The organism is Aquimarina hainanensis (genome assembly GCF_042684685.1).
Classification (GTDB): Bacteria; Bacteroidota; Bacteroidia; order Flavobacteriales; family Flavobacteriaceae; genus Aquimarina; species Aquimarina hainanensis.
Genome location: NZ_JBHULX010000048.1, coordinates 43800 through 56437 on the forward strand (window position 1 = coordinate 43800; position 12638 = coordinate 56437).

Below are 12638 nucleotides of genomic sequence, written 5' to 3' on the forward strand. Positions count from 1 at the left end.
GCTAACGTATTAATGAAAAATTAGAAGTAAATTCTTTGGTAATGTTATTTTCGATATAGGTTACTTTAAACCAATAATCACTGGATGGCATTAATTTCCCATTGTACGTCCCATCCCAATTGCTACCAGTTCTGAGTTTTCTGATAAGTTTCCCATGTCTATCAAAAATGGAAGTATCTAATATAGAAATTCCTTGCTTTTCCGGAATAGCCCAGGAGTCATTCCACCCATCCCCATTAGGCGTAAAAAAAGAAGGATAATCTGCTGTTAAGGTAAGGTCAACACTAATTTCTCCACAAGAATACGCATCCCGTACTCGTATAATATGAGTTCCGTATTCTACAGCTGTAAATGTATTGGAGCTTTGCCATTCTCCTGTATTCAATTGGTATTCATACGTCCCATTTCCAGACACAGATACCGCTATCGTTGCACGATTGGAAAATGCTCCCGAAACTACATCGATTACTGCCTCTACAGGAGGATAAGAAGGTACTACTGTGGTCGTCCTTGAAAAAGAACATCCTGTACCCGTATGTATTGCTTGTACCGTATATGTTCCGGCTGTCAATGGGAAATATTCTGATTGTATTGCTCCTGTAATTTCATTTGCAGGATCTACTGTCTCTCCCCTATACCACTGAAAATTATATTCCGAAGCTACCAAACCTACAGCAATACGATCAACCGGAAGTAAATTAAGCCTTGTTCCTTCTTCATCCAAGCAGATGATATACTCATCTAACATGGTTACTTGCGAGGTTACATCTAGGACAATTGTTTTTATTTCGAAAGAGGCAACTTCAAAACACGTTTGTGTATGATCTGCAATTCTTATCCAAATGGTTTGCTCTTCTGAAAGGTTTTCATAACTAGAGGGCGTATCAATCTCAACATTGGCAGTCTTAAACTCATTTGCATCCTCTTCTGATTCATGATATGTTATGACATAATCACTCGCATTCTGAGTTCCCAAAATTCGCGAAGCATTCGCCGTTAAATCAAATAACTCTTTCCCATTTCCATCAATATCACATTCCATGATTTCCATAGGTGATTGTGCTATTAGCGGAGGAGTTACGAATTCTATTACGACATCATCCGTTGTCTGACATTCTCCCGACAATACTGCGTGAACATTATAAGTTCCTGGTTGCATTACTGATAATTGAGAACCTCCTGCTAATACGGTTGTCCCATCACCCGGTGCAACTGGTTGTCCGTTTTTAAACCAGCTATAACTTGCTCCTGCTCCAATATTTGCATCCAAGACAATAGGGGTACCTTCACAACCTGGGTTCCCATTTGCTACAGTTCTGTCTTCTCCTAAATCCCCTCCCAAGTTAAAACTCTCCGCTTTTAGAAATACAGCAGAGTCAAATGCTCCATCTGTATTTTCTGCAATGACTAGTTTAATCGTATATGTTTCTCCCGGAGTTACAAAACCAGAAGCTGTCAACACCTTGGTATATCCATTAAAATCTATAGGAGAACTCGAACCTGGAGTGACTGTTTTATTATAATAAGATGGGTTCTTAGGTGCACATTCTCCATCAAGTGTGTACTCGCCATCTCCATTAAAATCTACTCCTTCATTAATTGTTGTTACTTTTACCGGTACCGGAGGGTCTGTATTGGGAACCACTGCTAAATTTTCGGAATTTCCAGATGAATCTGTAAGAATAAAAGCAAAAACATCAGAAAACTGACAAGGGAATCCCTGTGTATATTCTTCAGATGCAAATAAAAAATCAAAGCTTATAAAGTCAATTGTAGGTACAAAATCGAATTGAATATACGTCGCATTATGTAATCCAGAAGTACTGGTAATACTTGATAAATCCGAGTCTCCTCCCCAAGAAGTATCACTCCCTTCGCTTAACGCTTCCACTCCATTAGGTCCTTGGGCACTTTTTGCTCTTCCAGTACTAAGAATGATCCCTCTGTCTATTTCAAACCCTGAACCATTTTCTTCAAAATATCCAATTCCATTAATCCCAAAATCAGTTCCCGTAGAAGAAGAGAAATTACTCACTTTAGCACATGGACTATTCACTAAAATGTCCTCTACTAATTCTTGTACGGTATACGACGTATCATCTACATTAATCTGCCCCTGTATTAGATTGTGTATTAACAAAAAGGATACGATATAAATTATTTTTTTCATGTGTCATTTTATTAAAAAAACTCACACAGCATTAAAGATAGGCTAATGAACTGTCTTTTTACTACACGGTTCCTCCCCTCTCTTCTTCCTATAACATACTCAACCCGAATTCCTTTACTGCTCCAAATATACTTTATTATAGATAATATCTACCACAATCTCTTTCTTTTAACTCAGCAATAAGAACCTAAAATTTTCTAAACTTAGCTAAAATATCAACGTTTCTTTACTAATTTAAAGATTTCCGTGTCCGCACGAAACCAACTTACTAAAAGCAAAAAAACAGACTATTATATAATGTTCATACTTCTTAACGAAGTAAACCTCTTGCCTTTTCTTTGATAATATCTGCTACAGGTCTCCCTTCTATATTACTCTCTAACCAAGAAAGGATGTCCAGATATAAGAAAGCTCTTTTTTCATAAGGGTGTTCTTCATATTGTTTTAATGTTTTATGAAGTTTTCTAAACTCATCCTTTATCTGATGAGGGAAAATATCTCCAAGATTCCTCAAAAACTTAATCATTTCTTTTTGCACCTCATATAAATCATCCATTTTTATCAAAAACTTATAAGTCTCCTTTAACTGACTTTCTAAGTGATAATCCATTCCTGCTTCGTAATGTGCCACTAAACTAAGTACCCTTGAAAAACACATTAAATCTTCTCGTACCTTCAATGATTTATTATCTATAATTTTAGCCAGGTACAAAATACACTCTCTATGATCTCCCATCCCAAAATACAAACAAGCAATTTTATAATACAATACCATTATATGGTGATCATCTAATCGCTTTTTATACTCTTTAATCCCATTAAGGATTTCATTTACCAAATACTCTCCTTCATGAAATGTTCCTTCTAAAAAATGTACATTCAACTTATTGTTATAGATAAACAAAAAGGATAATACTGCTATATTATCATTTTTAGGGAACTTATCAGCGTTGATTGTTTCTTCAAAACGCCCCAATGTCAGATTTAATTGTGTTTTATCTTTTATTAAATACAATGATTCTAATAAATAATGATTTCCCCTTAGAAAAAAAACCGGGTTAAGTATCATCATTTTGGGGTGTTTATAAAACAAATCCACCCATTTTTTAGAATATTTATAACAAGACAAGAAATCCTGAACTATAAAACTATACCATAAGTGAGCTTTATACAACCACAACTTTTCTCTAAAACCTAAAGCGGTCCATTTATATTCCGGAAGCTTACTTTCGAAATACTCTGTTATCGCCTGATGTTCTTTATCGTTTTTTACATACCCCGTTTTTAGCATTAATCCATATAATTGTAATGATAGATTAGATAGCTTACTGGTCAAAACATTTTTAACACTTAAGTCTTTTGCCTGAATTGTCAATTCATCAGCTCGAGTACTAATACTGCGGGTAATATACTGAGTTTCTATAATCTTCTCCAGTTCAACAATCTCATACGCACTATTATTTTCTTCATTATCAATCGCCAGTGTCTTTGCCTTATCCAGAATTTTTAAGCTTTGCTTATACAATCCTTTGTGATATAAAATTGTAGCAAAATCCTGCTGCTCTCTTATTTGCGATCTAATATTCTGATGTAAAGGACTTAAACGCAAACTAATCAAAATTTGTTTGTATAAATGCGCTTTTAGATTTGATATCTGTAATTTGGTTACAATCCCTTTTTTAATGATCAAATCTTCATCCAATGTTTCACTTTTATCCAGATGGTTAAAAAGGGCTAAAAATTTAGAATCTGAATTCACTCCCAAACGCCCGACATAGACTTTGAATTGACGTTTTTCTGATTTAGAAAGAGACTTTACTAAAACAAACAAAGGATCTTTTTGATCATTAGTCATTGTAAGAAATTAAATTATAAAAAACTGATTATTAACTATTTATGCCTTATACCGTTTATATAAACATTGTAAACAGGTGAACAAAACATCTCTTTTTTGAATCCCCAAAATATAAATTCGTAAGAGATTTAAGAAACATCTGGGAGAAATATTTTTTTGAGATGTGTCCTGTAAATAACCATCTAATATTGATAATTTATTTGAATTCTTATGAGTAGTAACAAAGTCCAAATTTTCGATACAACCCTTAGAGACGGAGAACAAGTTCCTGGTTGCAAATTAAACACGCAACAAAAACTAATCATAGCAGAACGTCTCGACACCTTGGGAGTTGATGTTATTGAAGCAGGTTTTCCTGTTTCCAGTCCCGGAGACTTCGCTTCTGTAAGTGAAATCGCTAAAATTGTAAAAAATGCTACAGTTTGCGGACTGACAAGATCTGTAGAAAAAGATATCAAGGTAGCTGCAGAAGCACTCCAGTATGCTAAACGACCAAGAATACATACGGGAATAGGGACTTCTGACTCTCATATAAAATACAAGTTTAATACAACCCGAGAAAAAGTAATTGAACGTGGCGTTGCTGCTGTTAAATATGCCAAGTCATTTGTAGAAGATGTAGAGTTCTTCGCAGAAGATGCCGGGAGAACAGATAATGAATACCTAGCACGTGTTTGCGAAGCGATGATCAAAGCAGGAGCAACTGTATTGAATATTCCTGATACTACAGGGTATTGTCTTCCTGAAGAATACGGAGCAAAAATAAAGTACTTAAAAGAAAATGTAACCGGTATCGATAATGTAACGATCTCTTGTCACTGTCACAATGACCTAGGGTTAGCAACCGCTAATTCTATTGCCGGTGTACTTAATGGAGCCAGACAAATTGAATGTACTATTAACGGAATCGGAGAACGTGCCGGGAATACCGCTTTGGAAGAAGTCGTAATGATTATGAGGCAACATCCGACATTAGCGCTTAATACGAATATCAATCCGAAACTATTATTTGATACCAGTCGAATGGTTTCTGAAGGTATGGGAATGGTTGTACAACCAAATAAAGCCATTGTAGGAGCTAATGCCTTTGCACACAGCTCAGGAATCCACCAAGATGGAGTGATCAAAAATAGAGAAACCTATGAAATTATTGATCCTGAAGAAGTAGGAGTAACAGAATCTGCTATTGTACTTACTGCCAGAAGTGGTAGAGCTGCTCTAGCGTATAGAGCTAAAAAAGTAGGGTATGATTTAACAAAGCTTCAATTGGATGACGCTTACAAAGAATTCCTTTCTTTTGCTGATAGAAAAAAAGAAGTAAAGGATGAAGATATCCATGAAATAATGAGAATTAAAAGCATTGCTTCTGCCATTGTAGCATAATACACATATTTAATTTTCTCTCTCCTGTTTTTCAGGAGAGAGAAATATATACGATAATCAAAAGCAAAAAGTAAAAGATACAACACTAGATTCGTGAAGTTTTTTTTGAGGATTCCCTCAACCCCTCTTTTCGAACGCTAAAAAAATGAAACCAGTGAAGAAGACCTTATTTGATAAAGTTTGGGATGCACATGTCGTTAAAGAAATAAAAGACGGACCACAAATTTTGTATATCGACAAACATTTAATCCACGAAGTAACAAGTCCACAAGCATTTAATGAACTTGAACAACGTGGAATTCCTATTTTTAGACCTAATCAGATTGTCGCTACAGCAGATCACAACACTCCAACGGTAGATCAACATCTTCCTGTAAGAGATGAAATGTCCAGAAAGCAATTAGAGCAACTCTCTCAAAATTGTGCTAAAAATGACATTACTTTATATGGGCTTGGTCATCAATATAATGGTATTGTACATGTCATGGCTCCGGAACTGGGAGTTACACAACCTGGAATGACAATGGTATGTGGAGACAGCCATACCTCTACTCATGGTGCTTTTGGAACCATCGCTTTTGGTATAGGAACTAGTCAGGTAGCACAGGTTTTTGCTAGTCAATGTTTATTGTTACAAAAACCTAAAAGTCTGAGAGTAACTGTCAATGGAAAACTAAAACCCGGAGTACTGCCTAAAGATGTAATTTTATATATCATTTCTAAGTTAGGGACAAACTCTGGTACAGGATATTTCTGTGAATATGCAGGAAATGTATTCGAAGAGATGTCAATGGAAGGACGAATGACGGTTTGTAATATGAGTATCGAAATGGGAGCTCGAGGAGGTATGATTGCTCCTGATGAGACTACCTTTGCATATGTAAAAGGACGTAAATTTGCTCCTCAGGGAGAAGAATTCGATAAAAAAGTAGCTTACTGGAAAACACTCCCTACAGATGAAGGAGCTGTATTCGACAAAGAATACTTTTTTGATGCAGAAGATATAGAACCCATGATTACCTATGGAACTAATCCTGGAATGGGTATCAAAATAACAGAACACATCCCTTCTGAAAATAATGACTCTTTTGAAAAATCATTAGCATATATGAATTTTGAAAAAGGGCAATCCTTGATTGATCAAAAAATCAATTATGTATTTATCGGTAGTTGTACCAATAGTAGAATTGAAGATTTCCGAATTGCAGCCAGCTTTATTAAAGGAAAAACCAAAGCTAATAATGTTACTGCCTGGTTTGTTCCTGGCTCTCAACAGGTCGCTAAACAAATTGAAAATGAAGGCTTAAAGGATATTTTTGAAGAAGCCGGATTTCATTTGAGACAACCAGGGTGTTCTGCTTGTCTGGCTATGAATGATGACAAAATTCCAGAAGGAGAGTACTGCGTATCGACTTCTAATAGAAATTTTGAAGGACGACAGGGACAAGGAGCCAGAACCATATTAGCCAGTCCGTTAGTAGCCGCAGCAACGGCTATAGAAGGTAAAATTATTGATGTTACAAAATACTTAAATTAGATTATGGATAAGTTTACAAAATTAGTATCACCAGCTATTCCTCTACCAATAGAGAATATAGATACCGACCAAATTATCCCTGCCCGCTTTCTAAAAGCGACAAACAGAGATGGTTTTGGAGAAAATTTATTCAGAGACTGGAAATACAATAAAGATGGAAGTCTTAATAACGAATTTGCTCTAAATGACATGACCTATACCGGGACAATTCTTGTTGCAGGAGATAATTTTGGATGTGGTTCCAGTAGAGAGCATGCTGCTTGGGCAATACATGATTATGGATTTAAGGTCGTTGTATCCAGTTTTTTTGCTGATATTTTTAAAGGAAATGCATTAAACAATGGGGTATTACCTGTACAGGTAACTCCAGAGTTTTTATCCGAAATATTTGAAGAAGTACGTAAAAACCCGGAAACAGCATTAGAAGTAGATCTGGAGCATCAGACAATTACTATTACTGCTAATGGAAATTCTCAAAACTTTGAAATTAACAACTACAAAAAGACCTGTCTTATGAACGGGTATGATGATATTGATTTCTTAGTTAATAGTAAAAGTGAAATCGAAGCCTTTGAAGCTTCAAGACAATAAGGTAGTGTCATACACTCCCCAAAATACCAACACCATATAAAACAAAGAAAATGAAACTAGATATTGCCGTATTATCAGGAGATGGAATCGGACCAGAGGTAACCGCTCAAGCCATCAAGGCGTTGGAAGCTATTGCGCATAGTTTCGACCACACATTTATATTCAAAGAGGGATTAGTCGGGGCTATTGCCATCGATAAAACTGGAAATCCCCTACCCGATACTACTTTAGCTTTATGTTCAGACACAGATGCTGTTCTCTTTGGAGCTATTGGAGATCCTAAATATGATAATGACCCTAGTGCTCCGGTTCGACCAGAGCAAGGCTTACTAAAACTTAGAAAAGAATTAGGGCTCTATGCCAATATACGCCCTGTTAAAGCCTATAAAACATTAATCGAAAAATCTCCATTAAAAAAAGAGATTATAGACGGTACTGATATTTCTATCTATAGAGAACTAACCGGAGGCATCTATTTTGGTAAAAAAGAATTGAGTGAAGATGGTACTGTAGCCTCTGATCTATGCGAATATTCTAAACCAGAAATAGAACGCATTGCACATTTAGCATTTAAATCAGCCCAAAAAAGAAGAAAGAAAGTAACATTAGTTGATAAAGCAAATGTATTGGAGTCTTCTCGTTTATGGAGAAAAGTTGTCACCGAAATTGCTGCCGAATATCCAGAGGTAACTTTAGATTTCCTATTTGTAGATAACGCTGCAATGCAGATGATTCTCAATCCAAGTCAATTTGATGTAATTCTTACTGAAAATATGTTTGGTGATATCATCTCTGATGAAGCTAGTGTTATCGGAGGATCTATTGGGCTTTTAGCCTCAGCATCTGTTGGAAATCGATTCGCGATGTTCGAACCAATACATGGATCATATCCACAGGCAACCGGAAAAGGAATTGCTAATCCTATAGCCGCTATTCTATCTGCTGCAATGCTATTAGAACACTTCGATTTAATGAAAGAAGCACAAGCGATTAAAAATGCTGTAGAAAAAGCACTGGAATTAAATTTAACAACTCCTGATCTAAACGATAAAAATCCGTTGACAACAGAAAAAGTTGGAGATTTCATCGCTGATTATATCCTAAACCCTGAAGATTCTAATATTAATTTTGAAAATATTCACGTAGGGCAATCCACTATTATCTGATAGCCTATTTTTATGCCCTATCGTGGAAAAGCAATCAAGGAAACTTGGTTGCTTTTTTGTTTTTGTGAGCTATACATTTCACAACATCAGCAGCTTGCAAACAGTAGCTAAAAAACCATTGTTTCTTCTTTCTAAAAAAAGTACCTTGTTTCCCTAAATAAAAATTAACTAACTGACTGCACATGAAAGAATTTGTTCTCTCTTCTGCTGCCTTTTTTGGTGGACTTGCCATTATCATTGGTGCTTTTGGCGCTCACGCATTAAAAAAAATATTTTCTGAAGAGCAATTAAAAAATTTTGAAACTGGTGTGAAATACCAAATGTATCATGCTATAGTACTACTTATTACTGGGTATCAATTTCCTTTTATCTCTGGAATAGAAAAAGGAATGGGCTATTGTTTTATCATTGGGATTGTTTTATTTTCCTTTAGTATCTATGGATTGTGTATCAGTGCTGCCATGGGGAAAAAAATGACTTTTCTGGGACCTATAACACCTTTGGGAGGATTGCTATTTGTCATCGGGTGGTTTCTCTTGTTATTGGTCAACTTTACACAGTAAAGCGCTCTAAACTCTTGGAACCTGTTTAGTAAATTATTTCTTTTATTTTTTATCAAACCACATACATTGGCTACAACAGTACAGCATATTTTTTTAACCAAAAAAGAAAAATTACAATGTTGCTCTTGCGGACGCCCTGTTCCCAAAGGGCATCCTTATGTTGCAGAAACAGAAAATCATAAAGGAACTTGTTTTCGATGTTCTCCTTTTGTCAATTACACACTACTACATGCAGGAAATGCAGCAATGACTCGAAGGTCTAAGAAATACTCTACAAGATGCGCCATATTATGGGAGTGGGTTCCAAAAAGAAAGCGATTTCAGAGAAAAGGACAATTTGTAGAAGATAGTGCTATTGAAAAAGCACGTATCGAATGCGAAAAAGATCAGGAAATACGTCAGGAAAAAAATAAAAAAGCAGCATTAATAAGAGCTGAAAAAGACAAAGCTTATGTAGCTCATTTTGCACATGCAATACGAAATAGATATCCATATTGCCCGAAAAACAGAGAGTTCGAAATCGCTATTCACGCTTGTGAAAAATATAGTGGTCGTGTTGGCAGAACAGCAGGAGCAAAAGAATTTGAGCCTAAAATGATCGACCTGGCTGTCATTGCGCATATTAGACACATGGAAACAGATTATGACAATCAATTTGGGAAAGGGAAGCGGAAAAAAGAAATTAGATCTGAGATAAAATACGATGTTCAAAAAATTCTAGTTTCCTGGAAAAATCCCCATTAAACTGATTAAAAATGCGTATTTATACGCTTATATAATTATATTTTTTTTATCAAATTTGTATTCTTAAGTAATTGAAATAAGGATACTTTACAAAGTATAGAAATAAAAATATAAATTACTTTTAGGGGCTACATTTATTTATAAACATTCATTTTACTGAATGGGAAAATACCAACTTGATACGATACAGGTTGGTATTTTTTTCACATCATATTATTAGAAATCTCTTCCAGAGTCGAACTTCTCCATAACAGATATGAATTCAGTTTTCTAATATCTTCAATTGACAATAAGTCTGCTATATATTGAGACTTATATACCAGTTCCTGCCCCTTCATTTGTATCTGCCAGAAAGCCTTTTCATTTTTTTTCTCAAACGTTTCTTTATATTCAGAAATATATGCCTCGTAGTCTTTTATATACTTTTTTGCTTCAGGATGATCAAAATCCGGAATTTCAGTATCCCAAACTGCCATTGGTACTTCTTCTTCCTCTGCTCTATCTTCGATTATACGCTCCATAGCATGTACTTCTTCGACTATTTCCTGTAAATAATCTTTACTTTCATACGTTTCTTCTTCTATTTCTTCTTTACAGGAAGTACAACATACCAGTGATACGATAAGGAGGAAAAAAGCACTATTTGATTTCATAGGAGTAATGATTTGGTTTATTATCTAATAACAATACAAATCTCCGTTTTATCCTTGTGAGACAAAACACTAGTTCGGGTAGAATCTACTCCCCTGAAAACGGGGAGTGCATAATGATACCCAATGTAGCTACCACAAGTAAAAAATACACCCTTTCTTGTTTTTATAATATATCGATTTAAACTTTTTTTCTACCTTTTGTAACAAACGGTATTTACTTCTAATCTCTTCGATATGTTCCGGACAAGATTGCTCATTAAAGGGTAAGGTATCAAAGTAGGTCTGGTCCCATTCTGATAATTTTCTGCCATAACGTCTCTCCCTACAACTCAACTGCCCTTGCTTGTTTATAAAAGTTCTGTTTTCTACCAACTCCAGCACCTTTTCTACTCCGGCGACTTTTCGCTCTTTACTCTCATGACTATAAGTATTCATATGTATGATCTCTGAAAAGGTCGTCACAAGTGCCAATTGATTGTTTTCTATGTAATAGTATTCTATAGAAGGGTCATTATAAAATCCCTGCTTATATCTATGTATTATTAATTGTAAAGTATCTTTTTGATAATAAAAAGTAACACGACCTTTCACATCTTCAGAACAAACATATTCCCGGATACTCTTGGTAATAGTCGTGTCTGCATCTTTTTTTTTCAAAAACTCTTCATAAGATCTGTTAATGCCTTCTATTTCCTGTGCAATACACTTCGGTAAACCTAAAATCATCAATAGTATGCATAGAATAAGATGTTTTTTCATTGATAATGTTTTGTGATGAGATGCTACAAATAAACTTATATTAATTGAACAAGCCAAAACCTATTGTTACTTCATAAGCAACGAAAAAACAATGTAACTACATATAGCGGTCTATCTAAATATGGATCCTTTATCACATCTATCGGGTTATAAACGGTTATAAATTACAATCCCCCCATAGCAAATACAATTTTAAAACCTACTTAAAAGATTAAAAAACAGGCATTTATACCTAGTTTTATTTTCTATAGTGTTTTGGAAATTTGATATCTAACTCTTAAAATTAAACAAAATGGCAATTTATCAAGTACAAAATCAATGGGGAGGCAATTCCGCTCCCTGGCATGCAGGAGGAACATGGGTCTTAGGAGGAAGAGACAACCAAAATGTTGTAGCAATCGATATTAAGTCCGGAGATGGAGGAAGAACTTTTTCCGGAACAATGACATATGAAGGCGAAGGTCCTATAGGATTTAAAGCCATACAAATCGCAGGTAATAACTACAGTGTAGAAAATCAATGGGAGGAGCTTCTGCACCTTGGCACCCAGGAGGAAACTGGATTATAGGTGGTCGAAATGGACAAAATGTTATCGAATTAAATGTTACTGCTGAATCCGGAAGTGCTAACCTGGAAGGAACAATGAAATATGCAGGAGAAGGTCCTATCGGTTTTAAAGGGCAGGAAACTATCGGAAGCAGTTATTCTATAGAAAATCAATGGGGAGGGGCTTCTGCACCATGGCATCCGGGAGGTACCTTCGTTTTAGGTGCCCGAGAGAATCAAAACCCGGTAGCATATGATATTCAGTCTACTGATGGAGGGAAAACATTTACCGGAACAATGACATATGCAGGAGAAGGTCCTATCGGCTTTAGAGCAATCCAAACTGCTGGAAATAACTACGCTGCAGAGAATCAATGGGGAGGAGCTTCTGCACCTTGGCATCCAGGAGGTAATCTTGTGATCGGGGCAAGAGTGAATCAGAATGTTGTACAGCTAAAAATAAACTCGAACGATAATGGAGAAACCTTTTCCGGAGAAATGACGTATCTGGGAGAAGGACCTATTGGTGTTAAAGCAGTACTTTCTTCCAGAGTTCTTAGCGGTGCTACTTCATAAATACAATACGACCAACAAACTAATAAACCTTTGGATTTTAAGAACCCAAAGGTTTTTTTGTAAAAAAACAAACCATATAAGATAAACACTTATAT

12 protein-coding genes are annotated in these 12638 nt (G+C 35.6%); 8 read left to right on the plus strand and 4 right to left on the minus strand.

The genetic code is table 11. The features are described from left to right. Nucleotide 1: 1 nt before the first annotated feature. Both ACFSTE_RS21330 and ACFSTE_RS21335 read right to left on the minus strand, forming a co-directional pair. Entirely contained in the window at nucleotides 2-2170 is a 2169-nt protein-coding gene (locus ACFSTE_RS21330) for a T9SS type B sorting domain-containing protein (protein ID WP_378254202.1), read from the minus strand. Nucleotides 2171-2480: 310 nt separating this feature from the next. Beyond that, nucleotides 2481-4025: a hypothetical protein gene (locus ACFSTE_RS21335; RefSeq protein WP_176030756.1), complete on the minus strand. Its 1545-nt coding sequence runs from the start codon at nucleotides 4023-4025 to the stop codon at nucleotides 2481-2483. 210 nt (nucleotides 4026-4235) lie between these two features. Between ACFSTE_RS21335 and ACFSTE_RS21340 the strand changes: the two genes are divergently transcribed. The 6 genes from ACFSTE_RS21340 to ACFSTE_RS21365 all read left to right on the plus strand — a co-directional run bounded on the left by ACFSTE_RS21340 (nucleotide 4236) and on the right by ACFSTE_RS21365 (nucleotide 10009). Continuing rightward, complete coding sequence (locus tag ACFSTE_RS21340) at nucleotides 4236-5408, plus strand: 2-isopropylmalate synthase (RefSeq protein ID WP_176030757.1); 1173 nt, start codon at nucleotides 4236-4238, stop codon at nucleotides 5406-5408. 154 nt (nucleotides 5409-5562) lie between these two features. Further along, complete coding sequence (leuC, locus tag ACFSTE_RS21345; RefSeq protein ID WP_378258889.1) at nucleotides 5563-6945, plus strand: 3-isopropylmalate dehydratase large subunit; 1383 nt, start codon at nucleotides 5563-5565, stop codon at nucleotides 6943-6945. A gap of 3 nt (nucleotides 6946-6948) precedes the next feature. Beyond that, a complete protein-coding gene (gene leuD, locus ACFSTE_RS21350) occupies nucleotides 6949-7536 on the plus strand; it encodes a 3-isopropylmalate dehydratase small subunit (protein ID WP_176030758.1) in 588 nt (195 codons plus the stop codon). Nucleotides 7537-7586: 50 nt separating this feature from the next. Continuing rightward, on the plus strand, nucleotides 7587-8702 hold the full coding sequence (gene leuB / locus ACFSTE_RS21355) for a 3-isopropylmalate dehydrogenase (protein ID WP_176030759.1): 1116 nt from the start codon (nucleotides 7587-7589) through the stop codon (nucleotides 8700-8702). A 182-nt stretch (nucleotides 8703-8884) separates the two neighbouring features. Beyond that, nucleotides 8885-9265 carry a DUF423 domain-containing protein gene (locus tag ACFSTE_RS21360; protein ID WP_378254199.1) on the plus strand — a complete coding sequence of 127 codons (381 nt, stop codon included), beginning with the start codon at nucleotides 8885-8887 and terminating at the stop codon, nucleotides 9263-9265. Nucleotides 9266-9331: 66 nt separating this feature from the next. Beyond that, nucleotides 9332-10009: a DUF2293 domain-containing protein gene (locus ACFSTE_RS21365; RefSeq protein ID WP_176030761.1), complete on the plus strand. Its 678-nt coding sequence runs from the start codon at nucleotides 9332-9334 to the stop codon at nucleotides 10007-10009. A gap of 203 nt (nucleotides 10010-10212) precedes the next feature. On the opposite strand, the gene ACFSTE_RS21370 is transcribed toward ACFSTE_RS21365, so the two are convergent. Together ACFSTE_RS21370 and ACFSTE_RS21375 are read right to left on the minus strand one after the other, a co-directional pair. Continuing rightward, a complete protein-coding gene (locus tag ACFSTE_RS21370) occupies nucleotides 10213-10662 on the minus strand; it encodes a hypothetical protein (RefSeq protein WP_176030762.1) in 450 nt (149 codons plus the stop codon). A 129-nt stretch (nucleotides 10663-10791) separates the two neighbouring features. Next, nucleotides 10792-11421: a hypothetical protein gene (locus ACFSTE_RS21375; protein WP_378254197.1), complete on the minus strand. Its 630-nt coding sequence runs from the start codon at nucleotides 11419-11421 to the stop codon at nucleotides 10792-10794. Between the two features lie 292 nt (nucleotides 11422-11713). Between ACFSTE_RS21375 and ACFSTE_RS21380 the strand changes: the two genes are divergently transcribed. Beyond that, a complete protein-coding gene (locus tag ACFSTE_RS21380) occupies nucleotides 11714-11989 on the plus strand; it encodes a hypothetical protein (RefSeq protein WP_378254195.1) in 276 nt (91 codons plus the stop codon). Then, complete coding sequence (locus ACFSTE_RS21385) at nucleotides 11941-12543, plus strand: lectin OAA family protein (RefSeq protein WP_378254193.1); 603 nt, start codon at nucleotides 11941-11943, stop codon at nucleotides 12541-12543. Before ACFSTE_RS21380 ends, ACFSTE_RS21385 begins: the two co-directional genes overlap by 49 nt. Nucleotides 12544-12638: the final 95 nt, after the last annotated feature.

Coding starts and splice junctions, on each gene's coding strand:
- ACFSTE_RS21340 (WP_176030757.1), top strand. CDS start 4,236: ATGAGTAGTAACAAAGTCCAAATTTTCGATACAACCCTTAGAGACGGA.
- ACFSTE_RS21370 (WP_176030762.1), bottom strand. CDS start 10,662: ATGAAATCAAATAGTGCTTTTTTCCTCCTTATCGTATCACTGGTATGT.
- ACFSTE_RS21360 (WP_378254199.1), top strand. CDS start 8,885: ATGAAAGAATTTGTTCTCTCTTCTGCTGCCTTTTTTGGTGGACTTGCC.
- ACFSTE_RS21385 (WP_378254193.1), top strand. CDS start 11,941: ATGGGAGGAGCTTCTGCACCTTGGCACCCAGGAGGAAACTGGATTATA.
- leuB (WP_176030759.1), top strand. CDS start 7,587: ATGAAACTAGATATTGCCGTATTATCAGGAGATGGAATCGGACCAGAG.
- ACFSTE_RS21380 (WP_378254195.1), top strand. CDS start 11,714: ATGGCAATTTATCAAGTACAAAATCAATGGGGAGGCAATTCCGCTCCC.
- leuD (WP_176030758.1), top strand. CDS start 6,949: ATGGATAAGTTTACAAAATTAGTATCACCAGCTATTCCTCTACCAATA.
- ACFSTE_RS21335 (WP_176030756.1), bottom strand. CDS start 4,025: ATGACTAATGATCAAAAAGATCCTTTGTTTGTTTTAGTAAAGTCTCTT.
- ACFSTE_RS21375 (WP_378254197.1), bottom strand. CDS start 11,421: ATGAAAAAACATCTTATTCTATGCATACTATTGATGATTTTAGGTTTA.
- ACFSTE_RS21330 (WP_378254202.1), bottom strand. CDS start 2,170: ATGAAAAAAATAATTTATATCGTATCCTTTTTGTTAATACACAATCTA.